Origin of the sequence: Bradyrhizobium betae (genome assembly GCF_004123905.1) — a bacterium.
In the GTDB taxonomy this organism is placed as follows: Bacteria; Pseudomonadota; Alphaproteobacteria; order Rhizobiales; family Xanthobacteraceae; genus Bradyrhizobium; species Bradyrhizobium betae_A.
Genome location: NZ_MZXW01000050.1, coordinates 235712 through 262561, shown reverse-complemented (window position 1 = coordinate 262561; position 26850 = coordinate 235712). Strand labels below are relative to the sequence as shown.

Annotated in this window: 23 protein-coding genes; 18 read left to right on the top strand and 5 right to left on the bottom strand. The window is 65.9% G+C overall.

The features are described 5' to 3' along the window. Window positions 1-7 precede the first annotated feature (7 nt). Genes B5V03_RS33715 through B5V03_RS33630 form a run of 18 tightly spaced genes read left to right on the top strand, consistent with a single transcriptional unit; the run spans window position 8 to window position 22221 of the window. Entirely contained in the window at window positions 8-718 is a 711-nt protein-coding gene (locus tag B5V03_RS33715) for a hypothetical protein (protein ID WP_206736226.1), read from the top strand. Then, entirely contained in the window at window positions 715-1359 is a 645-nt protein-coding gene (locus B5V03_RS33710; protein WP_129274684.1) for a hypothetical protein, read from the top strand. Before B5V03_RS33715 ends, B5V03_RS33710 begins: the two co-directional genes overlap by 4 nt. Then, window positions 1356-2705: a DUF4255 domain-containing protein gene (locus tag B5V03_RS33705; protein ID WP_129274683.1), complete on the top strand. Its 1350-nt coding sequence runs from the start codon at window positions 1356-1358 to the stop codon at window positions 2703-2705. The genes B5V03_RS33710 and B5V03_RS33705 overlap by 4 nt, the downstream gene beginning before the upstream one ends. Further along, window positions 2702-4666: an ATP-binding protein gene (locus B5V03_RS33700; protein WP_206736225.1), complete on the top strand. Its 1965-nt coding sequence runs from the start codon at window positions 2702-2704 to the stop codon at window positions 4664-4666. The genes B5V03_RS33705 and B5V03_RS33700 overlap by 4 nt, the downstream gene beginning before the upstream one ends. Further along, window positions 4663-4896: a hypothetical protein gene (locus B5V03_RS33695; RefSeq protein ID WP_129274682.1), complete on the top strand. Its 234-nt coding sequence runs from the start codon at window positions 4663-4665 to the stop codon at window positions 4894-4896. The genes B5V03_RS33700 and B5V03_RS33695 overlap by 4 nt, the downstream gene beginning before the upstream one ends. Continuing rightward, a complete protein-coding gene (locus B5V03_RS33690) occupies window positions 4893-7247 on the top strand; it encodes an eCIS core domain-containing protein (protein ID WP_206736224.1) in 2355 nt (784 codons plus the stop codon). The genes B5V03_RS33695 and B5V03_RS33690 overlap by 4 nt, the downstream gene beginning before the upstream one ends. A 3-nt stretch (window positions 7248-7250) precedes the next feature. Beyond that, complete coding sequence (locus tag B5V03_RS33685) at window positions 7251-7787, top strand: hypothetical protein (RefSeq protein ID WP_129274681.1); 537 nt, start codon at window positions 7251-7253, stop codon at window positions 7785-7787. Continuing rightward, window positions 7784-8449: a hypothetical protein gene (locus B5V03_RS33680; RefSeq protein WP_129274680.1), complete on the top strand. Its 666-nt coding sequence runs from the start codon at window positions 7784-7786 to the stop codon at window positions 8447-8449. Before B5V03_RS33685 ends, B5V03_RS33680 begins: the two co-directional genes overlap by 4 nt. Window positions 8450-8460: 11 nt before the next feature. Beyond that, on the top strand, window positions 8461-8811 hold the full coding sequence (locus tag B5V03_RS33675) for a Base plate wedge protein 53 (RefSeq protein ID WP_129274679.1): 351 nt from the start codon (window positions 8461-8463) through the stop codon (window positions 8809-8811). A 14-nt stretch (window positions 8812-8825) separates the two neighbouring features. Next, window positions 8826-9956, top strand: coding sequence for a hypothetical protein (locus tag B5V03_RS33670; RefSeq protein WP_129274678.1), 1131 nt, complete (start codon window positions 8826-8828; stop codon window positions 9954-9956). After that, the gene (locus tag B5V03_RS33665) at window positions 9953-10465 is read left to right on the top strand and encodes a phage baseplate assembly protein V (protein WP_129274677.1); all 513 of its coding nucleotides are present in this window, start codon (window positions 9953-9955) and stop codon (window positions 10463-10465) included. The genes B5V03_RS33670 and B5V03_RS33665 overlap by 4 nt, the downstream gene beginning before the upstream one ends. A 9-nt stretch (window positions 10466-10474) precedes the next feature. Beyond that, window positions 10475-10789, top strand: coding sequence for a hypothetical protein (locus B5V03_RS33660; RefSeq protein WP_129274676.1), 315 nt, complete (start codon window positions 10475-10477; stop codon window positions 10787-10789). Between the two features lie 12 nt (window positions 10790-10801). After that, complete coding sequence (locus B5V03_RS33655; RefSeq protein WP_129274675.1) at window positions 10802-11173, top strand: GPW/gp25 family protein; 372 nt, start codon at window positions 10802-10804, stop codon at window positions 11171-11173. Further along, on the top strand, window positions 11170-13716 hold the full coding sequence (locus B5V03_RS33650; protein ID WP_129274674.1) for a putative baseplate assembly protein: 2547 nt from the start codon (window positions 11170-11172) through the stop codon (window positions 13714-13716). The genes B5V03_RS33655 and B5V03_RS33650 overlap by 4 nt, the downstream gene beginning before the upstream one ends. Beyond that, window positions 13713-16352, top strand: a complete 2640-nt coding sequence (locus B5V03_RS33645) for a putative baseplate assembly protein (RefSeq protein ID WP_129274673.1) — start codon at window positions 13713-13715, stop codon at window positions 16350-16352. Before B5V03_RS33650 ends, B5V03_RS33645 begins: the two co-directional genes overlap by 4 nt. Further along, window positions 16349-18478, top strand: coding sequence for a hypothetical protein (locus tag B5V03_RS33640; protein WP_129274672.1), 2130 nt, complete (start codon window positions 16349-16351; stop codon window positions 18476-18478). The genes B5V03_RS33645 and B5V03_RS33640 overlap by 4 nt, the downstream gene beginning before the upstream one ends. Window positions 18479-18499: 21 nt before the next feature. Continuing rightward, entirely contained in the window at window positions 18500-21682 is a 3183-nt protein-coding gene (locus B5V03_RS33635; RefSeq protein WP_129274671.1) for a DUF6519 domain-containing protein, read from the top strand. Between the two features lie 17 nt (window positions 21683-21699). Further along, window positions 21700-22221, top strand: coding sequence for a hypothetical protein (locus B5V03_RS33630; RefSeq protein WP_129274670.1), 522 nt, complete (start codon window positions 21700-21702; stop codon window positions 22219-22221). Between the two features lie 33 nt (window positions 22222-22254). Here the strand turns inward: B5V03_RS33630 and B5V03_RS33625 are convergent, their stop codons facing one another. From B5V03_RS33625 to B5V03_RS33605, 5 genes are read right to left on the bottom strand one after another with little or no spacing between them, the layout of a single operon-like run. Continuing rightward, window positions 22255-22974, bottom strand: coding sequence for an ABC transporter ATP-binding protein (locus tag B5V03_RS33625; protein WP_129274669.1), 720 nt, complete (start codon window positions 22972-22974; stop codon window positions 22255-22257). Then, window positions 22967-23722 (bottom strand): ABC transporter ATP-binding protein, encoded by a 756-nt coding sequence (locus B5V03_RS33620; RefSeq protein ID WP_129274668.1) that lies wholly within the window; start codon window positions 23720-23722, stop codon window positions 22967-22969. Before B5V03_RS33620 ends, B5V03_RS33625 begins: the two co-directional genes overlap by 8 nt. Beyond that, window positions 23719-24717 carry a branched-chain amino acid ABC transporter permease gene (locus B5V03_RS33615; protein WP_129274667.1) on the bottom strand — a complete coding sequence of 333 codons (999 nt, stop codon included), beginning with the start codon at window positions 24715-24717 and terminating at the stop codon, window positions 23719-23721. Before B5V03_RS33615 ends, B5V03_RS33620 begins: the two co-directional genes overlap by 4 nt. Next, window positions 24714-25589 carry a branched-chain amino acid ABC transporter permease gene (locus B5V03_RS33610; protein ID WP_129274666.1) on the bottom strand — a complete coding sequence of 292 codons (876 nt, stop codon included), beginning with the start codon at window positions 25587-25589 and terminating at the stop codon, window positions 24714-24716. The genes B5V03_RS33615 and B5V03_RS33610 overlap by 4 nt, the downstream gene beginning before the upstream one ends. 10 nt (window positions 25590-25599) lie before the next feature. Further along, the gene (locus tag B5V03_RS33605; RefSeq protein WP_129274665.1) at window positions 25600-26841 is read right to left on the bottom strand and encodes an ABC transporter substrate-binding protein; all 1242 of its coding nucleotides are present in this window, start codon (window positions 26839-26841) and stop codon (window positions 25600-25602) included. Window positions 26842-26850 lie beyond the last annotated feature (9 nt).

Here is a 26850-nt window from a genome sequence, read left to right as displayed (position 1 = left end):
GCAGCGCATGCACTCCGCCACCGCACGACGCGAGCAGGATATTCTGGCGCTGTGGGACCGGGCCGCCGGTCGCCCGCGGCGCCAGCGCGACGATGCCCTGCTCATGGCGGCCGGCGCGGCGGCGACGGACTCGATCGGCGCTGGCAATGCCGCGCTCCTGGCGTTGCGAACGAAACTGTTCGGCGCGCCTTGGCGGCTGCGCGCCGCTTGCCCTATCTGCCGCACCGACTGCGAGTTCATGACCGATAGCGCAACGCTCGCGGACGGACTTGCACCACCGGCTGATGCCAGGCCGCCCCGTATCGCAATCGGCGGCAGCGAGCTGACGCTGCGTCCGCCGGCGCTGTCCGATCTCGCCGAATTGGCCGCAGCCTCCGACTGTGCGGCTGCGGCCCAGCTATTGCTCGCGCGCTGCCTCGGCGTGGCGTCGCCGACTGCGTTTGATCAGGGCGTACTCGACAAGATCGAGGCCGAACTCGAACGTTGCGATCCCGGCGCGGTCCTCGCCTTCGCGCTCGACTGCCCCGATTGCGGTCACGCCTGGCAGGCCGTGATCGACATCGCGCCGGCGCTCTGGGCCGAAGTGCAGGCGGCGGCCGAACGCAGCCTGCTCGAAGTTGATGCGCTCGCGCGCGAATATGGCTGGAGCGAAGCCGAGGTGCTGGCGCTGCCGCATGCCCGCCGCGCCGCCTATCTGCAACTCGCGGGCGCCTCATGACGGGCCTCCTGCAAAATCTCGCGCGCCTCGGGCGCGGCGAACCGATCGCAGGCGCCGCACGCGTTGCGCTGCCGCCGCGTTTTGCTGGTCCGGTCCAGATCGGCAATGCGCCGATGCTCGAAACATGGCCGGACGAAGGGCAGGCGCTGGCGCCACCGCAAGCCGCGATGCCGGACTCGACCAATGCTGATGATCCTGTCACGGAGGCACAAGCGCCGCAGCACAAACCGGCTGAGCCTGATCAAGAGACGGCTTCCTTACGCCTTGTGACGAAGATTGCCGCTGCCCTGCCCCGTCAATCGAACGACGCGCAGTCGATATCGCTTGGCGATGCCGCTCCGCCTGTCGCTTCGCGCGATTCGCAGCGCATGACGAATCCGCTCAATGTGGCCGTGCAAGATGCACCGCCGTCGAGAAACGAGGCCGCAACACCGCTCGCGCCGCCGCTCGGCCAGGCCGTGCTCGCGGGCCAGGCGCAACGTCGGCGCGAAACGCCGCCCGTGATCAAGGTGACGATCGACCGCATCGACATCCGCTCGCCGGAGCCGCCGCGGAGCGCCCGCACCGTCAAGCCCGCGCCAAAGCCGTCGGTCTCGCTGTCCGACTATCTCCGCCGTCCGGGACCGGGAGGCCGCGCATGAGTTCACCGCTTGCGATCGGTGCGGTCAGCGCGGTGCTGCGCAACCTGCTCGACAACGGGCTGATCGAGGCCGGGCCCGCAGTCGGCGGCACGGTCAATGTCAGCGCCGTTGCCCCTGATACGATCGACCTCACCAGCTCTGAGGAGCAGCCGCGGCTCAATCTGTTCCTGCATCAGGTGACGCCGAATCCGGGTTGGCGCAACCAGGCCCTGCCATCGCGCTCCTCGAGCAGTGGCGAACGGCTGACCAATGCACCGCTCGCGCTCGACCTGCACTATCTGCTCACGGCCTATGCCCGGGTCGATTGTCAGGCCGAGATCCTGCTCGGCTATGGCATGCATCTGTTGCACGAGCGCCCGGTGCTCGACCGCGCTGCCGTGCAGCGCGCGCTCAATCCCAATCCACTCGATATCGCGATGCTGCCGCCGGCATTCCAGGCCCTCGCCGCCGCCGACCTCGCCGACCAGGCCGAGCTGATCAAGATCACACCGGCCGTGATGGGGCCCGAGGAGATGTCAAGATTGTGGGCGGCGATCCAGTCGCACTACCGGCCCACGGCCGCCTATGTGGTATCGGTGGTGCTGATCGAAGCCACCAAGCCTGCGGTCTCGCCGTTGCCGGTGCTGTCGCGCGGGATCGTCGATCCCGTCACCAAGCGCGACCGCGGCGTCGTCGTCAATCCGGATCTGCTGCCGCCATTGCCGACGCTGTTCGCGGCGACGCCACAGTTGAAGCAAGCCGGTGCGCGGCTCGGCGAGCCCGTGGTTCTCACCGGCATCCGCCTGAGCGGCAGCAATTTTCATGTGCGGCTCGCACACCCGCTGTTTCCGGTTCCTTTTGAGCTGGTGCCGGGCCTCCCCAATGACGACGGCACCGAGCTCACCGTAACGCTGCCGAACGATGCCGCCGCGCAGGCCGCGCTCGCACCCGGGCAATGGAGCCTGACACTGCGCTTCCTGCCGGCGGGCGAAGCTAACGAGCGCGAGACCAATGCGGTGGCGCTGATCATCGCCCCCGCCCTGGTCATTGCCGCCGATGCTCCGCTTTCGCTGCCTGCGGCGACCGTGCTGCGCAAGACTGCGCCGCTACGCATCACCGCCACCCTGTTCTCGCGCCCGCAAGTGCAGCCGCGGCAGCACGCCAGCCTCGTGCTCGGCACGGTGGAAGCCGCCGCCAAGCCGCGCACTGCTGCGACCGACCCGCTGGTATTCGACTTCGCCCCGACCCTTCCTGCCGGCGCCTATCCGGCGCGGCTGCGCGTCGACGGCGTCGACAGCTTGCTGCTCGATCTCGGCGGCGACGCACCGGCCTTCGATGCCTCGCAAACTCTGGTCGTGCCGCCATGAACATGCACGACAGACCGCAAGCCCAGCCCGAGATCGACTGGGCCAGCCGCAACCAGCAATGGTTGGCAGCGCAGGTCGCCGCGCTGCGCCTGCGCCTCTCGGAAAGCCCCTCCGCCAACCCCGAGTCGGCTCCGCAGCAATGCGATAATGATTTCGAGCCGGCGCTCGATGCGCTAACAAAACTGTTCGGCCTGTCGCCGTTCGAGCGCGACATCGTGCTGCTCGCGGCCGGTGTCGAGCTCGACAGTGCGCTGCGCCGCCTTGTCGGCGAGGCGATGGCCCAGGCGCCCGAAGCTGGCACGAGCACACAGCCGACGTTCAATTTCGCCATGCAGACGCTGACTGAACCGCACTGGGATGCGCTGTCGCCGCTGCGGCCATTGCGGCGCTGGCGCCTGATCGTCTGCGACGGTCGCGAGGCGCCACAGCGCCGGCCGATCCAGATCGACGAGCGCGTGCTGCACTACCTCACCGGCGTCGCCGCGATGGATGTCCGGCTGATCGGGCTCGTCCGCTGCGAGCCAATCGGACCGGGTGATCTCGATGCGCCGCTCGCGACCACCGTCGCACACGCCCTCGGCTCAGGCGCGGCAGCACTGGTCGCGCTGGATCATGCCCGCGGCGAGATCGAGCCGCAATGCGACCTCGCGCGTGCCGCGCTCGCCGGGTTCGGGGCAAGCGGACTGTGGCTGCATGCCCGAGACCTGCCGCACGATCCGCGCGAGATCGCCGAGACGGCTTGCCTGCTCGACCGCGAAGCCGCGCTGTCTGATGCCATCATCGCACTCGAGCTCGACCGCACGATCGAAACAACAGACGCCGAAGCGCGTGCGGTGACACTGCTTTCTCATCTGATGGGGCCTGCGATCGTGCTCAACGCGCCGGATCCTGTACGTCTGTCGCGGCTGCGACAGCGGCGCATGCTGCGTTTGCAGGTTGCAGATGCGTCCGTCGCCGCGCGGCAAGTCGCAGCCCTGCATGGACTGCCGCACGAACAGGCGACAGTGCTCGCAGCCGCCCTACGTCCGGCCTTGCGGCAATTCAACGTACCCGCCGCCGAACTGCGCCTCGTCGTGACCGAGGCCCTGGCCGAAACACGCGGTGAGCCTGCCCAGCTGGGACCTGCGATATGGCGGCTGTGCCGCACCGGGGCGCGCGGCGGACTGGACGCGCTGGCGCAGCGGATCGACAGTCGCGTCGCCTTCGAGGATCTGGTCGCGCCGCCGGTCGTAATCGCGCAGCTCCGCGCCATCGCGGGTGAATTGCAGCACCGGCCGCGCGTCCATGGCGACTGGGGCTTTGCCGCGCATAACGGCCGCGGGCTAGGCGCCGCCGCGCTGTTCGCCGGGGAATCCGGCACCGGCAAGACCTACGCCGCCGAGGCGATCGCGAACGCCGCGAGGCTCGATCTCTACCGCGTCGATCTCGCCAGCGTCGTCAGCAAATATATCGGCGAGACCGAGAAGAATCTGAGCCGGCTGTTCGAAGCCGCCCAGACCAGCGGCGCGATCCTGCTGTTCGACGAGGCCGATGCGCTGTTCGGCAAGCGCAGCGAGGTGCGCGACAGCCACGACCGCTTCGCCAATATCGAGATTGCCTATCTGTTGCAGCGGATCGAGACCTATCGCGGGCTCGCCGTCCTCACCACCAACATGAAGAGCGCGCTCGACCGCGCCTTCCTGCGCCGCATCCGCTACGTCATCCAGTTCCCCTTCCCCGACGTCGCCGCGCGCGAAAAACTGTGGCGGATGCAATTCCCCGCCGATGCGCCGCTCGGCGAGGTGGATTTCGCCGGCCTCGCCAGACTGCAGCTGACCGGCGGCAACATCCGCGCCATCGCACTCAACGCCGCCTTCCTGGCCGCCGCCGACGGCGGGCGGATCGAACAGGACGCGATCAACGCGGCCGTGCGCGCCGAATTCTCCAAGCTCGAACGGCCAATGCCTGGAGCTGCGCCATGAAACATGCCGGCATCGAGATCCGGATCGGGCGCCTCGTCGTCGATGCGTCACGACATGCTGAGACAGCAGGGCTCGCGGACGCTATCGGCCAGGCATTGCATCAGCGGCTCGCCGGGTCCGCCAATGACTCACGCGCCGCCCACGGCGACGCGCCGCATGCGGTTGCCGATCGCATTGCGACACGGTTGACCACAACGCCCGGTGCTGGAAATCCGCGAGGGCAGTCATGACCGCACGGGCCGCCCCGACGGTGCTCAAACAATCCGCGCCAGCGCGTGTGCCTTCGCTCGAGCTTCGTCCCGCCCGTGACCGCTTCGAGACCGAAGCCGAGCACGCGGCCGAGACCGTCATGCGACCAGCGGCAACCTTTGGCCACGCCCCGTCGCTGTCACCACTTCCGCGTGCTACGCACGCCGGAGGAGATACCGCACCGGCCGAAGTCTCCGACGTGGTTGGCTCGGCCGGCGTGTCGCTCGGCGCTCCGACGCGGCAGACGATGGAGCGGCAATTCCGCTCCGACTTCAGCCGCGTGCGCATCCACACCGACCAGCAGGCTGCGGCTTCGGCCCGCGCAATTCGCGCGACCGCCTATACCGCCGGTTCCCACATCGTGTTCGGCAGCGGCGCATACGATCCGCAAACCTCGCGCGGCCGGCACATCCTGGCGCACGAGCTTGCCCATGTCGTCCAGCAGCGCGGCACGACCGCACCGCCAGCCGCGGTGCAGCGGCTCGCATGGTATGAATCGATCGCCGTCTTCTTCGGTGCCGAGGGGAATTTCGACGATAAGGAATTGCTCGCCTATCTCGAAAAGATCACCACGGCCAACGAGCACGAGGGCAGCTTCGACAGCGACAACAAGGCACGCGCCGTCGTCCGCCGTTGGAAGGCCGGCCAGGCCGCCTTCAAGCTCGAGCCACTTCAGAAGGCCCTGCTAATCCAGGAGATGCAGGACGGTCCGACACTCGATGACGACGAGAACGCCATCCTCGACCTGCTCGAATTGAGCGACATCGCTGCCCTCCGGGTCATGTTCGGTGCAGGTAAACTCAGCGTCAAGGATCTCGAATCGGATCTCGACGGGGCCGAGTACAAGAGACTGACCCAGTTCTTCGCCACCCGCTTCCGTGACGGACGCGACGGCCTGCTGAAGGGGAACGTCGAGCCGAAGGGCGATCCCGGCAAGGGCGCGCCGGTCTTCGCCTACGACGCGGCCGGTCTCAAACAGAGGCTCGACGCCGCGACTAGCTCTGACCAGGTCGACAGCGTCGCCGCCGAGATCTTCGCACTTGAACCCAAAGCGCGCGACAAGGCGATGCAGGATCTCGGCCGCGAGCGCTCGGCGCTTGCCCGCCAAATTGACGATCTGGCTGAGAAAATCGCCGCCGAAACGGATGAAGACAAGAAGCTGCTCCTCGGAATCAAGGCCAGCACAACCAGCGGGAGGCTCAAGGCCTACGACATCATGCTCCAGCGGGCGTCGCGCGACATTGCTCTGACCACCAGCGGCAAGGAATTATCCAGGACAGTCGCTCCGAACGACGCGCAGAAAGCCGAGATCACCAAAGCACTCAAGCCGGACGTCCGGCTCGCTTCCGACGGCACCGAGGTCACATTCGATAACACCGATGCAGGCAAGCAAAAATACGAAGCCGAGCTACGCGACCTGTTGCCGACCATGGTCAAGGCCTATTGGGACACTTACGTGCCGGGCCGTGGCACCGCCGAGCATAACAACAAGGCCAAGACGCACGAACTCAAGGAGTTTGAGCGGATTGGCCTGGCCAGCAAGGCGGAAACCGACAAGGTGTTCGGCGATTACTATGACGCGTCGAAGCATCCGGAGCTGAAGGCCGATACCGACACCACGCCCGGCAGCATCCATGACAAGTTCGCTGTCGTCGACGCGCAACTTAAGTCGATGAACGACGACCAGAGGCGCGCCAAGGCGCGTCGCATGTTGATCTATTTCTTCCAGTCCGACCCGGGCATACGAGCGATCAACCGAAAGCTCAGCGCTTCGCCGGCCTTTGACAAGGACAAAAACCCGATCAACGACGAAGCGACGATCATGGCCAAGCTCGCGACCGAATTCACTACCACGGACGACCAGGTGAAACAGCTCAACGAAATCGAACGCGGCTGGGACGCCTCGGCCCGCGTTGGCGAAGTCAGCATTCAGATCTTCAAGAAGAGCTCTCCATACGAAGATCGCGATTTTCTGTGGGACATGTTTCAGACACTCATTCACGAATACATCCACACGCTGCGCGCCAAGGAATACAACGACTTTGCCAAGACGTTCGGCGATTCACCTCAATACAACACCCTCATCGAGGGCGTCGATTCGCTGCTCGACGAGATCGTGTGGGAGAATGTCGGGCCGCGGGTGAACGCCCCCAAACTGCGGGTGGCGGTCGAAGGCCCGGAGAATGCCAAGCTCGACCCGATTACCGTGAAACCGGCTTCGCGTCGGCGCTACCTCTCCTATGCCGAGGCCGTGAAGCTCGTCAACGTCGTCGGAATCCGCAATCTTTACGCCGCCTATTTCCAGGGCGACGTCAAGAAGATCGGAGGGTGAACGATGCTCGCCGCCGTCACCTCGCCTCCCGCCTTGCCGCCGCTGCAAGCCTTCGCGAACCGCACGCTGCGCGCCTTCGCCGGGCTTGCAAGTCCGACCTCGCTCGACGATGTCGGAGCCGTGTTCGATCTCGATCGCTCGTGGCATGGCCAAGGCTTTCTCGGCAGCGCAGGACGTCGGACAGACTGGTTCAGCGCCGCCGCCAAGGGCTTTGCTCGCGGCATTCGGGTATGGGGCGAGGACGAAGCCGTCGTCCTCGTCGAGGCAACCGACGTCAGCCTCCCCGAACCGCTCACGTCCCTGCTCAATACCTTGGGTGAGCCGGAGGCGAAGCTCGATTCATTCCTCGGCACGTTCGAGATCAAGGGTAGCGAATACGTCTACGCACGGCGTGGCCTCGTCCTCTACGTCAATCCCGCAACCGCCAAGCTGCTGCGGATCGCCGGGTTCGCGCCGGCGAGCCTCTACGACTATCAGCGGAACCTGCGGCTCGATCTGGAAGTGAAGCTGTTGCCGCCGTCGCGGGATGACATGCCATGACCGGCCTCACCTCCTCCCCAAAACTCATCAAGGGCGGCCTCGTGGTGCTGGCACCGGGCGGCGGCACGGTGCGCAGGCAGATCGCGCTTCAATACAATCCGGATACGCTGAGCCGCAGTTACCAAGTGCAAGGCACCGGCGGCGACGGCTCGGCCGGCGGGCGGGCGCAGCCGTTTCGGCTGAAGGGCCCGGCAATCGAGACTATCAAGCTCGATGCCGAGATCGACGCCACCGACCAGCTCGCCGATCCCGACGCGCATGCCAATGCAGTCGCGTTCGGCATCGCGCCTCAACTCGCGGTGCTCGAAGCCCTCGTCAATCCCAGCGTCGACGACCTGCTTGGCATTGCGAACCAGGCCGACGGCGGCACACTCGAGATCCTGCCGCCGGAGGCGCCGCTCACCTTGTTCGTCTGGAGCAAGAACCGGGTCGCACCGGTGCGCGTCGCCGAATTCTCCATCGTCGAGGAGGCCTTCGACCCCGCGCTCAATCCGATCCGTGCAAAAGTCTCACTCGGGCTGCATGTGATGAGCACCGACGATCTCGGCTTCACCCATCGCGGCGGCACCATCTTCCTCAATTATTTGCGCAACCGCGAGACGCTCGCCGGCCTCACCGGCGGTGCTTCGCTGGCCTCGCTTGGCCTTTCCAGCCTGCCCTGACGGAGCACAACATGTCCTCGGATCCCGTCCAGATGCTGATCGATGCCGGTGCGTTTCCGGACAATACATTCGCGTCGAACAGCCGCTATCACGGCACGGCGATCGGACGATTGAAGCGCAGTGCCGACGATCCCGGCGTCGCCTATGTGCTGCGCCGCTTCATTCCGCAAGGCCGCGATATCGGCATCGCCGGCGAGCACATCGTCAATGCCGGCGAACGGCCGGACACGCTGGCATCCGTGACGCTCGGCGATCCCGAACTGTATTGGCGGATCGCCGACGCCAATGTCGTGACCGATCCGTTCGAGCTCACCGACACCCCCGGCGAGCGGGTGCAGATCCCGCGTCCGAACGGGCTGTAGGGAGACCATTCCCGATGATGCAAGGCGGCGTCCAGCTCTCGCTCCAGATCGGCCCGTCGCCGGTGCCGGCGCCGCGCGAGGTGCTGGAGACGCTGACCCACGCCAAGATCGAGATCGGATCGGGCGATGCGCAGAGCGGCTTTGAGCTGACCTTCGACCTGCCGGTGCGTTCGCCATTGCGTACCATCTTCCTGCTCGCCGGCGGCGGTGCGCTGCCGCCGCTGCTCCGCGTCGTGCTGATCGTCACCATCAACGGCACGGCCGAATCCATCATCGACGGCATGGTCACCAATGTCGAGACCCAGCCCGGCTCCGGCGGCGTCGGCAAGCTGGTGATCAAGGGCAAGGACATGTCGGCGCTAATGGACATCATCGAGCTGCCCGGCCTGCCCTTCCCGGCGATGCCGCCCTCGGTGCGGGTGCTCGCGATCCTTGCCAAATACGCCGCCCTCGGCGTGATCCCGATGGTGATCCCGAGCGTGCTCGACATCCCCCCGATCCCGGTGCAGCAGATCCCGCAGCAGAAGGGCAGCGACTACGCCTACGTCAAGAAGCTCGCGGGCGAGGCCGGCTATGTCTTCTATCTCGAGGCGGGCCCGGCGCCCGGCGCCTCAAAGGCCTATTGGGGACCGGAGATCCGCTTCGGCGCGCCGCAGCCGGCGCTCACCACCAACATGGATGCGCTCACCAATGTCGAGGAGATCTCGTTCAACTTCGACAAAGAACGCAAGATCATGCCGATCGTGTTCTTCCAGGAGGCCAACAGCAAGGCTCCGATCCCGGTACCGATCCCCGACATCACGCCGATGAGCCCGCCGCTCGGCGCCGTGCCGCCGCTACCGCCGAAGATCGAGAAGCTCGCCAACACCGCGCATCTGTCCGCACCGCAGGCGCTGATGGCGGGGCTTGCCTATGCGAGCCAGCACAGCGACAGCGTGTTCGGCAACGGCAAGCTCGACGTCGCCAGATATGGCCGTTTGCTGAAGTCGCGACAGCTGGTCGGCGTGCGCGGCGCGGGCCTGCCGTATGACGGGCTCTATTATGTCAAGAACGTCACCCACGAGATCGAGCGCGGCTCCTACAAACAGTCGTTCTCGCTTGCACGCAACGCGCTGATCTCGACCGTGCCGCAGGTGCCGACATGAGCGATACGCCCCTCTTCGGAAAATATCGCGCGGTGGTGATCAACAACATCGATCCGCTCCAGATCGGCCGGATCCAGGTGATGGTGCCGGACGTCGGCGCCGTGATCCCGACGAGCTGGGCGATGCCCTGCGTGCCGACCGCGGGCATCAATGCCGGCTTCTTCTCGGTGCCCGTCATCGGCGCCGGCGTCTGGATCGAGTTCGAGCGCGGCGATCCTGACTATCCGGTCTGGGTCGGATGCTACTGGGGCAGCGCTGCCGAAGTGCCGGTGCTCGCCCATGCGATACCGCCCGGCGTGCCGGGCATAACGCTGCAGACCCCTTTGAAGAACGGTCTCACCATCAGCGACGTGCCGGGACCGACCGGCGGCATCCTGATGCAGACCACCACCGGCGCGATGATCTCTGTCAGCGACGTCGGCATTACCATTTCCAATGGCAAGGGTGCGGTCATCACCATGACCGGACCGACCGTTGACGTGAATCTCGGCGCGCTCACCGTGATCTAGGAGGAACACATGCCTGCTCCCGTCCTGCATCTTGGCGCCACCGTGCTGTGCAGCCATGCCGGACAGGCGATGCCGGTCTCGCCGTTCCCGCGCGTGATGCTGTCCGGCCAGCCCGCCGTCAATCTCACCAGCCCCTATGCGATTGCAGGCTGTTCGCTGACCGGTTCGGCGCCGCCTTGCGTCACCGCGCAGATGGTGGTGGGCGCGGCGCGGGTGATGATCGGCGGCGCGCCGGCCGCGACCATGATGGGCCAATCGGTCTGCACGCCGACGGGCACGCCGATGCTGCCCGTCGTCGCGCAGACGCGCGTGCTGGCCACTTAAGGGGAGGATGAGATGAGCAACGAGCTCGATTTCCCCTATCATTTCGACGATCAAGGCCGCACGGCCACGACCGATCGCCCCGATCACATCCGCGACCTGATCGAGCAGGTGCTGTTCACCGCACAGGGCGAACGGGTGATGCGACCGGATTTCGGAGCGGGGCTGCTGGCGCTGGTATTCGAGCCCAATTCGGTGACGCTCGCCGCGACCACGCAGATGCTGGCACAAGCCGCGCTGCACCAGCATCTCGCGCACCTGATCGCCGTGAATTCGGTCGAAGTGATCAATGACGATGCGGTGTTGCGCGTCGAGATCCGCTACGTCGTGCTGGCCGACCGCACCAGCCACGTCGCGGACTTTGCAGTTCCGGGAGGCGCGGCATGAAGCAACATTGCTGCGACCCACGCCGGCTCGAAGTGCTCAAGGCCAAGGGCAGCGCCAACGCCATCGAGTTCATCGAGGTGCTCGACCTCGCGTCCCCGCCCGGCGCGCCGCGGCAACAGACCCTGCTGGTGCGGCTGCTGCATTCCGGCTTTGCACTTTCGCCGGACAATCTGCGCATCACCGGCGGCGAGCGGATCGCAACCGTCGGTGTGATCTGGTGCGCGCCAGCCGACGCGCTGCCACCCGAAGCCGAACCCGGACTGGTCGACACCATCGACGATCTCCCCCGCACGCTGGTGGTCCGCACCGACGGCAGCGGCGATTACTCGATCTACAGTTTCGGCATTTTTGCCAATTCCGGCTCGGTCCTGCCGCCGGCCGGCTTCGATCCAAAATTGTCGGCGATCGACTTCACCTTCAAGATCGAATGCCCCTCGGACTATGACTGCGCGGATACCACGCCCTGCCCACCGGTGCCGCGCCCGCGGCCCGTTATCGACTATCTCGCGCGCGACTATCAGGGCTTTCGCCGGCTGATGCTCGACCGGCTGAGCCTGCTCGTTCCCGGCTGGCAGGAACGCTCCGCAGCCGATCTCGGCGTGACCCTTGTCGAACTACTCGCCTATGCCGCCGACAACCTCGCCTACCGCCAGGATGCGATCGCCAACGAAGCCTATCTCGCGACCGCGCGGCAGCGCATCTCGGTACGGCGCCATGCCCGGCTGGTCGACTACCACCTGCACGAGGGCTGCAACGCGCGCGCCTTCGTGCATTTCGACGTGAACGGGCAGGACATAGCTCTGGACAAGGGCACGCAATTGCTCACCCGCGTCCCCGGGCTTGACTTGGTGCTGACGCCGGGCTCGCATGAGTTGACCGATGCGATCGATGGCGGCGCCGAGATCTTCGAGACCGTGGGGCCCGCCGTGCTCGACCAGCAGCAGAACAGCCTCACCTTCTACGCCTGGGGCAACAAAGGCTGCTGCCTGCCGCGCGGCACCACGCGCGCGACGTTGCGCGGGCACATCGACACACTCGCGGTCGGCGACATCCTGATCTTCGAAGAGGTCATCAGCCCGACGACGCTGTCTCCTGATGATGCCGATCCCGGGCATCGCTGGGCGGCGCGGCTGACCGAAATCGTGCTCTCGACCGATCCGTCCGGCGGGCTGTTCGACGAGCCGCCGGTCGACGGCCCCATCGACGTCACCGAGATCGCCTGGAGCGAGGCTGACGCGCTGCCCTTCCCGCTGCGCCTGACGGTCGAAGATCGCCCCGAGCTCGCGATCAGCGTTGCCCGCGGAAATATCGTGCTCGTCGATCACGGCCGCACGCTGGCGCCCGAGCATCTCGGTACGATGCCACGCGCGACCTTGAAGCAGGCCTCGTCAGCGCCAGGCAATTGCTGCACGTCGATCCCGGATGTGACCGTGCCGGCCCGCTTCCGCCCGGCATTGGCGAACAGCCCGTTGACGCAATCCTTCGATCTCGGCGCGCTGCTCGCCGTTCCCGTCAGCAAGGACACACCGTGGTGGGCGGCGAGTGCGTTCGCTCTTTTGTCGCCGCGTGATGCCACTCCCGCCATTGTCGATCTCACCGGACAAGTCGCCGGCACTACGGAACATTGGCTGCCGAGGCGCGATCTGATCGACAGCGCCGGCAATATGCCCCACGTCGTCGTCGAGATCGACAACCACAGCCGCGCTTTGCTGCGGTTCGGCGACGGCCTGCTCGGCAAGCGGCCCGCGGAGGATACCGCGTTCACCGCGACCTACCGGATCGGCAACGGCACGGCAGGCAATGTCGGCGCTGAGGCCATCGCGCATATCGTCAGCGCGACGAATGGCGTGTTCACCGCCGTGCGCAACCCGCTTCCTGCCTCCGGCGGCATCGACCCCGAGGCCATCGAGGCGGCACGGCGCGACGCGCCGCAGGCCTTCCGCACCCAGGAGCGAGCGGTGACGGCAGCCGACTACGCCGCCGCGACTGAGCGGCGCGCCGATGTGCAGCGCGCCGCCGCGACGTTCCGTTGGACCGGCAGCTGGTACACCGTGTTCGTGACGCCCGACCGCTTCGGCGGCGGCGCCGTCGACGCCCCCTTCGCGGCACAAGTGCGCAACCATCTCGAGCGGTTCAGGATGGCCGGCTACGATCTCGACGTGCGTCCGCCGCGCTACGTGCCGCTCGACGTCACGCTGCATGTCTGCGTCAAGCCGGACTATTTCCGCGCCGAGGTCGCCCAAGTGGTACGGACGGTGCTGTCGAGCACGGTGCTGCCTGACGGCACGCTCGGCCTATTCCACCCCGACAATTTCTCCTTCGGCGATCCCGTCTATCTCAGCCGCATCATCGCAGCTGCACAGGCGGTCGAGGGCGTCGAGGCGGTGCAGGCCGAGAAATTCCAGCGATTCATCTCTCCACTCGCGACATCACTGAAAGACGAGGTAATCCCGATCGGCAGCCTCGAGATCGCGCAGCTCGCCAACAACCCGAGCTTCCGCGAGCGCGGCCGGCTCATCATCGAAGCGGGAGGCGGCAAATGACGCTACCCATCCCGGTCATCAAGCCGCCCGCTTTGCCTGCCGGCAGCGAAAGCTGCGGCTGCTGCGCCGGCGTCGAAGCCGAGACGCCGCAAGGCATCTCGAACCGCTACGGCCTTTCCGCCATCGCCTACCGGGTCGGCGACTACGCCCAGTTCCGCGATAGCCTGCATGCTGCGCTGTCATCTGCCGCGTTCGGCCCACTCGGCAAGTTGCAAAGCCGTAACGACGACGATTTCACCATCGGCCTGATCGACGCCTTCGCCTGCGCCGCCGACGTACTGACCTTCTACCAGGAGCGCATCGCCAACGAATCCTATCTTCGCACTGCGCTGGAGCGGGTTTCGCTCCAGGAGATGGGCCGGCTGATCGGCTACCGTCTGCGGCCCGGCGTTGCCGCCGAGACCTGGCTCGCCTTCACGCTGGAAACGCCGCCTGCGCCGCCGCCAAAACTGTCGCCCGAGCCGGGCAGCTTCGTCACCGGGGTGCCCGCGCAGGTCTCGATCGACATCGGCACCAAGGTGCAGAGCCTGCCAGGGCCGGGCGAGAAGCCGCAGACTTTTGAAACCGTCGAGCGGCTGGACGTCGCACGGCCGGCCTGGAATGCGATCCGGCCATGGATGGCGGAGACAAGGCGGCCGGGCAAGGAAGATACGGTCACCTACCTCGCCGGCCAGCGCAACAATCTGAAGCCGGGCGATGCGCTGCTGATCGTCGGCGACGCCTTCGATCCCGGCACCAATGACACCAATTGGGACTTCCGCTTCATCGACAGCGTCGAGCTGCAATCGGATTTCGATCGCACCAAGGTCACCTGGCGTGTCGGCCTGACCAACGTCGAAGCGACGCAGGATTCCAAGGTGTATGCGCTGCGCAAGCGCGCCGCGCCGTTCGGCCACAACGCGCCGATGTGGATGTCGATGTCTGCTGATTTTCGCAGCAACTATCCAAACGGAAGCAACGCGAAGGACTGGCCTGACTATGCCATCTCGCCTGCGGGCGCGACCAACGACGGCGGCTTCATCGATCTCGATACAGTCTATTCAGAGGTCCGCACCGGCGGCTACGTCGTGCTTTCGATGGCCGCAAGGGGTTCCATACAGATCGTCGTCAAGGCCATCGGTAACTCGGACGTCGTCCTCGATCTGGGCTCGCATCTAGACGTCTTTAAGGTCGCCGATGCGGACGAGACGTCGCGTGCGGAGTTCGCACTCGCCGGCAAGGTCACGCGGTTGCAATTGCGTGGGTCCAATTACGATCGCTATCAGGACCAGGTTCGGCGCTGTACCGTCTTCGCGCAGTCTGAGGATCTCAAACTGGCTCCGTACCCCGTCGACGACGCCGTAACGGGCGACAGCATCCCCGCTGCCGTCGGTGCCGATGGCTTCGTCCCCGGGCGGCGGCTGCTCGTGCGCGGCAATCGCGCCGCCGATGGCCAAGCGGTGGTCGTGCAGGCGACGCTGGTGTCCGTCCAAACAGTCGATTCCGGTCGCTGCACGCTTCAAATCGACCCACCGCTTGCCAACGGTCTCGAGCGTGGCAGCGTGGTCGTCCACGCCAATGTCGTGACGGCCTCGCATGGCGAGACGGTGACGCAGATCCTCGGCTCCGGCGATGCGGCCCAGCCGTTCCAGCAATTCGAGCTGAAGCAGGTGCCGCTGACCTATCGCGCTGCCGCAAATGAGAGCGGCGCCGCGAGCGAATTGACGCTGCGGATCGGCGAGATCGCATGGCACGAGCGCACGACCCTGTACGGTGCGGCCGCGACCGATCACGCTTTCGCGCTCGATGTCGACGAGCAGGGCCGCAATCTCGTGAAGTTCGGCGACGGAGCCAGCGGCGCACGGCTGCCGAGCGGGCTCAACAATGTCCGCGCCACCTATCGCAAGGGCATCGGCATCGCCGGCAATGTCCGCGCCGAGACCCTGAGCCAGTTGCTGTCGCGCCCGCTCGGACTCAAGGGCGTCAGCAACCCGCTCGCCGCCGAGGGCGGCAATGACCCGGAGCCGGCTGATGCCGCGCGGCGCAGCATTCCGCTCGGCGCGCGCACGCTCGGCCGCGTGGTGTCCGTTCTCGACTACGAGGATTTTGCCAGCGCCTTCACCGGCGTTGCCAAGGCGCAGGCGCAGGTGCTGCAACTGCCGCGGGGAAAGACCGTCGCCATCACGATCGCGGGGCCGCCCGGCGCGCCCGTCAATTCCGCAAGCCCGGTGTGGATCAATTTGCTCGCCGCGCTCAAGGCTGGGGGCGATCCGCATGTCGCGGTGGCACTGCTGCCCTACCAGTCCAGCACGTTCCGGATTGGACTGAAGGTCAAGCGCGATCCCGATTTCGACGCCAAGGCTGTACTGGCCGCGGTCGAAGCCGCGCTGCGTACGCACTTTGCCTTCGACACGCGTGAGCTCGGCCAGGCTGTGCAGCAATCCGACGTGATCGCGGCGGCGCAATCTGTGCCTGGAATCGTCGCCATCGACCTCGTCAAGCTCTATGGCGGCACGACACCCTATGCCCAGACCATTCCCTCGCGCCAAGTCCGGTTGCTGGCGTCGCGGATGCATGTCGAGCAGGGCATCGCAAGGCCGAGCGAGCTTCTGACCTTGGACCCGGCGCCGTTCGCCCAGTTGGAGGAGATGGCATGAACAGCCTCACCGCTGAGCGGCTCTATGGCCTGCTGCCGGCGCTGCACCGGCTGCGCGACGCGGCGCTGGCAGGCGATCCCGCCACGACTGGTCCGCTTCAGGCCCTGCTGGCGGCTTTTGCTCGCGAATTCGCCGCGCTGGAAGAGTCCGTCGACCAGCTCTACGACGACCAGTTCATCGAAACCTGCGCCGAATGGGTCACGCCTTACATCGGCGATCTCATCGGCTACCGGCCGCTGCGCGGACTCGGCGGCGAACTGACCTCGCCGCGTGCGGAAGTTGCCGACACCATCGCCTTCCGCCGCCGCAAGGGCACCGCGCTGATGCTGGAGGAGCTCGCGCATGACGTGACCGGCTGGCCGGCCCATGCGGTCGAATATTTCGAGCAACTGGCCACGACGCAATACATGAAGCACATCCGGCTGCACGCGCCGGCGACTTGCAATCTGCGCGACACCGCGGCGCTGTTCCGGCGCGACGGCGCCTTCAACAGCATCGCGCACACCGCCGAGATGCGGCGGCCGGAGACGGGCGCCGGGCGCTACAACATCCCCAATATCGGCATCTTCCTGTGGCGACTGTTGTCGCTGTCGCTCACGGCGCTGCCGCTGACGCCTGTCGCAGGCGACGCAAGCGGTCGGAAATTCCGTCTCAATCCGCTCGGCGCGGATATGCGGCTGTTCCGCTTCGCGCAGTCCGAGACCGATATTTCTCATCTGGCCGAGCCCATCAACGTGCCGGAGCCGCTGTCGGTACGGCTGATGGCCATGGCCGTGCGCGCGACGCAGGCGACCGCGCAGCCGGACACGCAGCGCGACGACGATTATGGCGACGGAGAGAGCCTCGTGTTCTTCACGCCAGGCACTCCGCCCGTGCCGGTGCCGACGGCGAAGGTCCGCGTCTGCGATCTCCGCGACATCCTCGATGGCGGCGGCAATGTGATCGGCTGGGCGCATGAGGCCCAGGTGGCGGCGGGCACGATCGGCTTCGACCCCGAGCGCGGCCGCGTGCTGCTGGGTGCCGCCGCCGACGGGCCGCTGCTCGCGACCTTCCACTACGGCACCGCGCGCCAGATCGGCGGCGGCGAATATCCGCGTATCCCGGCCAACAGCGATATCGGCAACGAGCAAACCGTCAACGCCAGCGGCGCCTGGCAATCCAAACTCGACCTGATCAGGACTGGTGGCCGTCTCATCGTTGGCGACAGCCTGACCTATGCGGAGACACCGACCTTCGAGGTTGACGACGTCCTCGGCAATGCCACGCCGCACCATGTCGTGGTCGCCGCGCACGACCAGACCCGCCCTCTGCTGGCCGCAAGCGGCGAGATCACGCTCGACATCGGCGCCCGCGGACGCCTCACGCTCGACGGGCTCGCGATCTCCGGTGGCGCGTTGCGGCTGGCAGCGTTCGCCGATGTCGAGCCGCGGGAGCTGGTGCTGCGTGACTGCACGCTGGTGCCTGGACTCACCCTGAATGGCGACGGCAGCCCGGTCTCACCCGGCACGCCGAGCCTGATCATCGAGCATCCCTTCGCCAAGGTGACGCTAGAGCGCTGCATCACCGGCCCGATCCACGCTGTCACCGACGCCGAGATAACGTTGACCGATTGCATCATCGATGCCAGCGCGCCAGAGAATGTCGCCTTTGCCGCCGATGACGCAGGCGGCACAGGCGCCGAACTGACCGTCGCCCAATGCACCGTCATCGGCAAGATTCACACGAAGCTATTGAAGCTCGCCTCCAACTCCATCCTCTTCGCAAAGCTCGGTCCGAAGCCCGCGGAAAAATGGATCGCGCCGCTTCTGGTCCAGCGTCGCCAGGAGGGCTGCGTCCGCTTCTGCTACGTGCCGCCGGGTTCGATCACGCCGCGTAAATTCCATTGCGTGCCGAACGATGCGGCCCCTTCAGCGCTGCCGCTGTTCACCTCGCTTCGCTATGGCGACCCTGGCTATGTGCAGCTCCGCCGCACCACCAGTCTGTCGATCCGCGCCGGCGGCGACAATGACAGCGAGATCGGCGTGCTCAACGCATTATTCCAGCCGCAGCGCGAGGCCAATCTCAGGCTGCGGCTGGAGGAATATCTACGTTTCGGCCTGCACGCGGGCCTGTTTTTCGCGAGTTGACCGAGAGCATCGGAGGCTATCATGGGTGCCGACCTTTCACGCGTTCGTCTCGACCCGTTGCTCGACTTCGCCGGTCTGGAGCTGAAACAGGGTGCGGTGCTGCTGGACGGCGACGCCAACGAGCTGATGGCGATCCTCGACCGTCGGCTGCGCGCGCTCGCCAGCGACATTCTCGGCCGCGCCACGGTCTCCTCGACCACGCCTGATGGCTTCAAGCTCGGCGTCGCCGGCAACTCGCTTGAGATCGGCAAGGGCAGGCTCTATGTCGACGGCCTGCTCGCGGAGAACCATGGCCTCTCCGATCCCGATAAGCGCCTGTTCGACGAACTCATGGCCGAGACTGTTTTCACCGACAAGCTCACCTACGAGACGCAGCCCTATCTGCCGGCGGCGGTGCGGCCGCCGCTGCCGACCGCCGGCCGCCATCTCGTCTATCTCGACGTCTGGGAGCGCGAGCTGACTTATCTGGAGCGGCCTGAACTGGTCGAGATCGCCGTCGGCGTCGAAACCAGCTCGCGGCTCCAGACGGTGTGGCAGGTGCGCGTGCTCGATACTGACGCCGGCGACAACACCAGCTGCGTAACGCCAGACGACGACATGCCCGGCTGGACTACGGTGATCGCACCATCGACCGGCGTGCTGACGACGGGCACATTCGACGCAGCGCCAACGGACGATCCTTGCGAGTTGCCACCGACCGGCGGCTTCCGCGGCCTCGAGAACCAGCTCTACCGGGTCGAAATCCAGGATCCCGGCCAGCCCGGCGGCACCGCGACCTTCAAATGGTCGCGCGAAAATGCCAGCGTCGGCTCGCGCGTCGCCAGCATGATCTCGGCGACCGAGCTCGAGCTCGACAGCCTCGGGCGCGACGACGTGCTGCGTTTCAACATCGGCGATTGGGTCGAGATCATCGACGACGCCAGGGAGTTCTCGCAAAAAGCGGGCGAGATGCGCCGCATCACCGTCACAGAGGCGACCCGCCGCATCACCTTCGCGCCGGCGCTGCCGGCCCTGATGCTGCCGCCGGGATTCCCCAGCAACGACTGGCCGAAAACAACCAATCTGCGGGTGCGCCGCTGGGATCAGAAGGGAAAGGTGTTCCGGACCGATGCCAGCGGCACGCCGGTGCAGATCGGCGATCTCGACGCGGCTGGATCGACCGGTGTCATCAAGGTGCCGGCTGCGGGCACGACAGTGCTGCTCGAGGACGGCGTCACCGTCAGCTTCGATTCGACCGGACCTGCGGGGTTTCGCGCCGGCGACTGGTGGGCCTTCGCCGCTCGCACGGCGGACGCCAGCGTCGAGCTGCTCGACCGCGCCCCGCCGCGCGGCATCCACCACCATTATGCGCGCCTCGGCATCTGGGATGTCGGTGCCAAGAGCGTCACCGATTGCCGCCACCCCTGGCCGCCGGAAGGCGGCGGCCATGACTGCGCCTGTACGGCCTGCGTCACGGTCGAGCAGCACGAGAGCGGAAGCTTCACCATCCAGGACGCCGTCAACAAGGTGCGCGAGACCGGTGGCACCATCTGCCTCGGCCCCGGCCACTACGTGCTGAAAGCGGCTGTAACGATCAACCAGGCGAAATCGATCCGTATCGTCGGCAAGGGCCCGGCGACGCTGCTGGTAGCGCCGACCGGCGCCTTCGCCATCCAGGACTCCTTTGCGATCGCGATTGAAGACCTCGCGATCATCTCGCTCGCGCGCGATCCCACGATCGACGTCTCGACCTGCATCGGCCTTGGCCTGACGCGGCTCGCCATCGCGGCACTCGGCACCGAGAATGCCCAGCTTCCGGCGGTGGTGCTACACGGCGTGATTGGCGGCGCGAAGCTGGCCGAGAACGCGATCTTCGCGCCGGTTGCGATTGCAGGGGGCGCGTTGAAGGGCGTGGAGGGCGGCGCTGGCTTCCTGCTGACCGCCGCGATGACGATCGAGGAGAATGTGCTGCTATGCCAGCGCGGCGCCATCGCCTTCGCCGACGAGGTGCTGCATCTGCTCGCCACGCGAATTGCGCACAACGAGATCATCGGCTGCACCGACACCGCCATTGCGGCACAGGGCTTCGCGCTTCCTGGCGCGTCGCTCGCAATCGACGGCAACAGTTGCAATCTCACCGCCAACGGCATCGCCTGCGCCGCAGCCGGGCTCTGGATCGAACGCAACCAACTGCGCAACTGGTCGCAAGGCGATCATGTCGGGATCAGGCTGATCCCCGGGCTAGACCGCCGCAGCACGGCGACCGCGCAGATCCTCGCCAACCAGATCCACGGCTTTGGCGCCGCCGGCATCAAGGTGGTTGCCCCATCTCAGGACCTGATCATCAAGCTCAACGCAATCGACACCTGCGGCGCCGGCATCATGCTCGGCGGTGCGACGGACGCGGCTGCCGTCTCGATCGAGAACAACCATATCCGCAACATCGGGCCCGCCACCGAGAGCGATAACGGCACTGTGGTCGGCATCGAGGTGATCCGCGCCGATAGCGCCACGATCGCCGGCAATCAGGTTCGCGCGATTGGCGTTACGGCCGTGAAATCGACGTTGCGCGCCGGCGTTCTCACCTTTGGCGTCAACCGTCCCCGTGTCAGCGGCAATGAGATCGTCGAGGTCGCCCCCGCCAAGGGCTTTGTCGGCACCAGCGCCGGCATCATGCTGCGCGCGCCGCAGACCCAGATCGAAGTCAACCATAACAGCGTGCAGCGCGACCTCACGCCAGCCCCCGACGATTCGACCGGCAACTGGTTCGCGCTGACCACGGCCGAGGTCAATCCGCGCGTGCCATTCGGACAAGCAGGCGAGAAGGTCGCAATCCGGCTCGGCGACGGGCGTATCCTCGCGCTCGGCGTAGACTATGCGTTTGTCAGGGCCAGCCTCGCCGCCAACGACACCGAAGGCGCGCGCGCCGGCATTATCGGCAACACGCTGACCGGACGCGGACCTGCGCCCGCCGTGCTCCTGGTGGTGGGCCAGGAATGCCTGTTCAACGACAATCGCGTGGAAGCCGGCAGCAAGGCTGGCGGGGTGTTGCTGGAGAGTGCCGTGGCGATCATCAGCACCAACAGGGTGCGCAGCGGCGAGGGTTCGATCAGGCTCACCGGCGCGCGGTCGGTCGTTGTGATTGGCAACATCACCAACGGCGGCATCAGCATCCCCGGCGGCATCGCTAATACGCCGTGGGCGCCACTTAACGTGATCGGCTAATTTCGGGAGGTATTTCCATGCGCACCTTCGTCGTCGGAGAAGAGACAAAGCTCAAGGCCGTCAGCGAGAAGCTGCTGCATGCCAACCTGAGTCATGTCCGCAGCGAAGCCGCATTGAAGGCCTTGCAGGAGGTAAATCCGCATGCCGATCTGAACAAGCTCGCGCGTGGCACCGTGCTGTTCGTGCCGGATACGCCGGGTTTCAAGATCAGCACAACCAGCTCGGCCACCGAAGGTCCGCTCGCGGCCTTGCAGGAACTCCTGGACAAGGCGCTTGGCCTCGCGCTCGAAGAAACCGCGAGCGGGAACAGCGCTCGCGCTGCTGATCAGGACCAGACCGTCAAGGCGTTCGACGACGGCGCGGTGAAGAAGGCAATCAGCGACCCCGCTATCGGCCCCCAGGTCCGCGAGAGCGTCAATGCCGTCAGAAAGAGTTTTGAGGCCGATCGCGAGCTCGCCGCGCGCGCGGAGAAGAACATCGCCGACGTCGGCAAGGCTGCGATCGCAAAGCTCAACGAACTCGGCAAGACTCTTGGGTGAGATGCTCGCGCGAGGCCGCCGGTATATAGGCGGTCAGACCGCGCAGTAACGTTCCTGAATGTCCTTGTCCGCCAGCAGTGCCGCGGCGCTGCTTTGATGCACCACCTCGCCCTGGTCGATGATCACGGCGCGGTCGGCGAGCCGCAGAGCCCATTCGACGTTCTGCTCGACCAGCAGCAGCGTCTTGCCTTCGTCGCGCAGGCGGCGGAACAGCACGCCCATCTCCTCGACCAGAACCGGCATGATGCCTTCCGAAGGCTCGTCGAGCAGGATCATCTTTGGCTTGGCGATCAGCGCGCGCGCGATCGCCAACATCTGCTGCTCGCCGCCCGAAAGCGTCACGCCTTCCTGATCGAGCCGCTCCTTCAGGCGCGGAAAGGTCTCGGCGATCTCGTCGATCGCGGCGCGCTCCTCGATCACGCTACCGGCCGCGACGAGCCCGAGCCGCAGATTCTCACGCACGGAAAGCCCGGGGACGATGCGGCGCTCCTCGGGCACGTAAGCAAGACCAAGATGGAACCGCTGATGCGCACGCAGCGGCAACAACTCCTGGCCCGCAAAGCGCACGCGGCCCGTCGCCTTCGGCATCAACCCCATCATCGCCCGCAAGGTCGTGGTCTTGCCGGCACCATTGCGGCCGACGAGCGCCACCACCTCGCCCGGGCTCACGTGCAGCGAGATGCCGTGGAGGATGTGGCTTGCGCCATACCAGGCGTGGAGGTCATTGATTGCGAGCAGCGCAGTCTCAGCCATAGCCTTCACTCTGTCCGAGGTAAACCCGGCGGACTTCGGGGTTGCTCCTGATCTCATCGGGCGCGCCGTCCGCAAGTAGCCGGCCGTGATGCAGCACCACGACGCGTTTGGACAGGCCCAGCACCATCTTCATCTTGTGCTCCACCAGCAGCACGGTGCGCTTCTCGGCGAGCCGTTCGAGCAGCGCGACCATGTCCTTGGTCTCTTCCGGTCCCATGCCAGCAGTCGGTTCGTCCAGCAGCAGCAACTGCGGCTCCGAGGCTAGCGCAATCGCGATCTCCAGCGCGCGCTGCTGACCGTGCGACAGGAACTTTGCCAGCTCGCCGCGCTTGGCGAGCAACCCGACTGCTTCTAGCGCCGTATCGGCGCGCGCATTCAGCTCAGTCAGCCGGGCACGGTTGCGCCAGATATCGTAGCTCACGGTCAGCGCCTGCGCCGCGACGCGCACGTTCTCATGGACGGAGAGGTCCGGAAAAATGTTCGTGATCTGGTAGGAGCGCGAGATGCCCTGATGCACGAAGCGGTGCTGCGGCAGGCCGTTCAGCTCGCGTCCCCTGAAGTGCAGCTTGCCCGACGTCGGGGTCAGCGCGCCGGAGAGGATGTTGAAGAAAGTGCTCTTGCCGGCGCCGTTCGGCCCGATGATCGAGGTGAGCTGTCCCGCCGCAAAGGACATCGTGATACCTTCGAGCGCGACGAAGCCGCCAAAGTGCTTGCCGATTCCCTCGGCGCGCAGCAACTCGCTGCTCATGACCGCGCCTTTCCGACTCGAAGCGTGTCGAGCAGCGTGCCCCAGATGCCCTTGGGCAGGAACAGCACGAACAGCACGAAGATCGCGCCGACGAAGAGCTGCCAGTGTGGAGTCCAGACCGAGATGACGTCCTCCAGGATCAGGAAGGCCGCTGCGCCGACGAACGGTCCGAAGAAGCTGCGGGCGCCGCCGAGCAGCACCATCATCACGATCATGCCGGAGGTCTGATAGTGCAGGATGTCCAGCGGCACGATCGACAGGTGCAGCGCCAGCATGCAGCCGCCGAGCGAGGAGATCGCACCCGACAGCATGAACACGATGAGCTTGCTGCGCTCGACGTCATAGCCGCAGGCACGGGCCCGCTGCTCGTTCTCGCGGACCGCTTCGATGACCGCGCCGAACGGCGAATTGAGGATGCGCGACTGGAACCACATCGCCAGCGCCGCGAAGGCCATCAGCACGTAGTATTTGTTGACGGGATCGAGGAAATTGACCTGAAGACCGAACGGATTGATGCGGTCAACGGTGAACCCGCGCAGGCCATTCTCGCCGCCGGTGAAAGACGAGGCCTGGAGCGCCACGTAATAGACCAGCTGGGCCAGCGCGAGCGTCACCATGGAGAAATAGATGCCGCGGGTACGCGTCGAGACGATGCCGATCAGGGCCGCGAGGCAGGTGCTGAACAGGACGGCGATCGGCACCGCGGCAAACCACGGCACGCCGTAGCGGCCGATCGCGATGCCGGTGAAATAGGCGCCCGCGCCGAAGAACGCGGCTTGGCCGAACGACAACAGCCCGGTGTAACCGAACAGCAGATTGTAGCCCATCACCACGACGCCGTAGATCAGCACGTTGACCGCTAGCGCCTGCGACGGCAGCAACCAGGGCAGCACGGCCAACACGGCAATGGACAGCAGCACACGTTGCTCGAGAAGCCAGCCAAGTCCGTTGGACGCAGGTTCGGCGACCGCCTCGCCGCTCGATGGTGACGTCACACGGTCCTCCCTCTCACGCCAAACAAGCCCTCAGGGCGGATCAGCAGCACCACCGCCATCAGTGCGAACATGACGATGGTCGCCATCTCAGGGGCGAACAGCGCCACCAGGCTGATGGAGATGCCGATCATGAGGCCGGCAACGACTGCGCCGACGATCGAGCCGAGGCCGCCGATCACGGTCACCACGAAGGCTTCAGCCAGCACCAGCGAACCCATTTCCGGATTGACGCTACGCATGGGACCCGCGAGCACGCCGCCGAGCGCGGCAAGTCCGACGCCGAGGCCGAAGATCGCGAGCCAGACCCGGCCGATATCGACGCCAAGCACCTGCATGATGGTGGGGTCGCGGGCGCCAGCGCGCACAATCAAGCCGATTCGGGTCTTCTCCAGCGCCAGCCAGAGCACCACCAGCACCGCCGCCACCAGTGCGATGACGAACAGCCGATAGCGCGGGAAGAAGCCGACGCCGAGATCGAGCACGCCGATCAGCTGCGGCGGGGTCGGAAACGGAATGCCGTCGCTACCGAACACGATGCGCACAGCCTCGACCAGGATATAGCTGAGGCCGAAGGTGAGCAGCAGCGGATCGTCGATCGAGCGTCCATAGAGCCTGCGGATCAGGACGAACTCGATCAGCATGCCGAAGGCGCCGATCAAAATGGGAGCGAGCAGCAGTCCCCACCAGAAACTGCCGGTGAGCGATGCCAGATACAGCCCCGCATAGGCTCCGATCATGAACAGCGCGCCGTGGGCGAAATTCACCACCCCGAGCATGCCGAACACGATCGTCAGTCCAAGCGCAGTGATCACCAGGACCGCCCCAAGGGCGATCCCGGAGAGAAGCTGCATGATGATCAGCGAGAGGTCCATCGGTTGAGGCTTACGTCGCGTGGCCGAGCTCGCTGCAGCTGCGCAGCATGTCGTCGGAGCCCGAATCGTTGGCCAGGATCGCAAACAGGTCGTTGTCGTTGGCCATGGCGGACTTCTTCTTGGACTCCAGCACCAGCACCGACTGCACCGATTGATGATCGCATTTGCGATAGTGCTGCGGGCCCTTGGTCAAATCGTATTGCAGCTTCTCAAGGGCATCGACGACCTTGTCGGTGTCGGTGCCACCGGCGGTCTGCATGGCTGCAAGCAAGGAGCCGACGCCGGAATAGCCATAGGCACCGTAATCGGTCGGAATCGCGCCACCATTGGCGGCCTTGAACGCCGCGTTGAAGGCGGCCGCCGACTTGCTCTGCGTCTCCAGGCCCCAATAGTAATTGGCGCCGCCGACCACGCCCTCGAACACGTCAGGACCGACCGCGAGCCGCTGGTTGTGCAGGATGACGGGCACCACGATCTTCATCTGCTGCTTGACGCCGAAATCCACGGCCTGCTTGATCGCGTTGGCCTGGTCGCGGCCGAAATTGGAGATGCAAAGCACGTCAGGCCGCATCGACATCAGGCGCGGCATGAAGGTGGAATAATCGGCCGCGCCGAACGGATGCAGGATCTCGCCGACATTGTCCGCGCCGATCGCCGTCTGCGCGCGCTTGAAGCCGCGCAGCATTTCATGGCCATAGGCATAGTCCGCCACAAGGTGCGCGACCTTCATGCCCTTCTTCAGGGTCTGCCGCGCCACGGCAGCGGTCGTCATATGCGGGTTCAGCGCCTCATGAAAAGTGTATTTGCTGAAATCCTTGGCTTCGTTGATGGTGTCGGACTGGCTGATCGAGACGTAGATCACGCCGCGGGCGCGGGTCACCTCATTGACCGCGAGCTGCACAGCGCTGGAGAGCGCGCCGACGACGGCGTGAACCTTGTCCTTCTCGATCAACTCGAGCGTGCGGGTCGCGGCCTCGCCGGCATTGAGCTTGTCGTCGCGCACCAGCAGCTCGACCTTGCGGCCGCCGATGCCGCCCTTGTCGTTGACCAATTTTACAGCGAGCTCGGCGCATTTGACCTGGTCGCGCGCCTCGGCCGCGAAGGGACCGGTGAGCGGCGTCGGGAAACCGATACGGATCGTCTCTTCCGCGGCGCGGCCGAGCCGGGGCATGGCGAGCAGGGCCGCGCTTGCGGCCAGGCCAGCGAGCGCGGTGCGGCGAGTTATTTTCGGGGTCGAACCGGATTTGGGCATGATTTCCTC

Coding starts and splice junctions, on each gene's coding strand:
- B5V03_RS33675 (WP_129274679.1), top strand. CDS start 8,461: ATGTCCTCGGATCCCGTCCAGATGCTGATCGATGCCGGTGCGTTTCCG.
- B5V03_RS33620 (WP_129274668.1), bottom strand. CDS start 23,722: ATGAGCAGCGAGTTGCTGCGCGCCGAGGGAATCGGCAAGCACTTTGGC.
- B5V03_RS33640 (WP_129274672.1), top strand. CDS start 16,349: ATGAACAGCCTCACCGCTGAGCGGCTCTATGGCCTGCTGCCGGCGCTG.
- B5V03_RS33655 (WP_129274675.1), top strand. CDS start 10,802: ATGAGCAACGAGCTCGATTTCCCCTATCATTTCGACGATCAAGGCCGC.
- B5V03_RS33635 (WP_129274671.1), top strand. CDS start 18,500: ATGGGTGCCGACCTTTCACGCGTTCGTCTCGACCCGTTGCTCGACTTC.
- B5V03_RS33700 (WP_206736225.1), top strand. CDS start 2,702: ATGAACATGCACGACAGACCGCAAGCCCAGCCCGAGATCGACTGGGCC.
- B5V03_RS33685 (WP_129274681.1), top strand. CDS start 7,251: ATGCTCGCCGCCGTCACCTCGCCTCCCGCCTTGCCGCCGCTGCAAGCC.
- B5V03_RS33660 (WP_129274676.1), top strand. CDS start 10,475: ATGCCTGCTCCCGTCCTGCATCTTGGCGCCACCGTGCTGTGCAGCCAT.
- B5V03_RS33670 (WP_129274678.1), top strand. CDS start 8,826: ATGATGCAAGGCGGCGTCCAGCTCTCGCTCCAGATCGGCCCGTCGCCG.
- B5V03_RS33625 (WP_129274669.1), bottom strand. CDS start 22,974: ATGGCTGAGACTGCGCTGCTCGCAATCAATGACCTCCACGCCTGGTAT.
- B5V03_RS33710 (WP_129274684.1), top strand. CDS start 715: ATGACGGGCCTCCTGCAAAATCTCGCGCGCCTCGGGCGCGGCGAACCG.
- B5V03_RS33695 (WP_129274682.1), top strand. CDS start 4,663: ATGAAACATGCCGGCATCGAGATCCGGATCGGGCGCCTCGTCGTCGAT.
- B5V03_RS33645 (WP_129274673.1), top strand. CDS start 13,713: ATGACGCTACCCATCCCGGTCATCAAGCCGCCCGCTTTGCCTGCCGGC.
- B5V03_RS33605 (WP_129274665.1), bottom strand. CDS start 26,841: ATGCCCAAATCCGGTTCGACCCCGAAAATAACTCGCCGCACCGCGCTC.
- B5V03_RS33650 (WP_129274674.1), top strand. CDS start 11,170: ATGAAGCAACATTGCTGCGACCCACGCCGGCTCGAAGTGCTCAAGGCC.
- B5V03_RS33680 (WP_129274680.1), top strand. CDS start 7,784: ATGACCGGCCTCACCTCCTCCCCAAAACTCATCAAGGGCGGCCTCGTG.
- B5V03_RS33715 (WP_206736226.1), top strand. CDS start 8: ATGCACTCCGCCACCGCACGACGCGAGCAGGATATTCTGGCGCTGTGG.
- B5V03_RS33630 (WP_129274670.1), top strand. CDS start 21,700: ATGCGCACCTTCGTCGTCGGAGAAGAGACAAAGCTCAAGGCCGTCAGC.
- B5V03_RS33610 (WP_129274666.1), bottom strand. CDS start 25,589: ATGGACCTCTCGCTGATCATCATGCAGCTTCTCTCCGGGATCGCCCTT.
- B5V03_RS33665 (WP_129274677.1), top strand. CDS start 9,953: ATGAGCGATACGCCCCTCTTCGGAAAATATCGCGCGGTGGTGATCAAC.
- B5V03_RS33705 (WP_129274683.1), top strand. CDS start 1,356: ATGAGTTCACCGCTTGCGATCGGTGCGGTCAGCGCGGTGCTGCGCAAC.
- B5V03_RS33690 (WP_206736224.1), top strand. CDS start 4,893: ATGACCGCACGGGCCGCCCCGACGGTGCTCAAACAATCCGCGCCAGCG.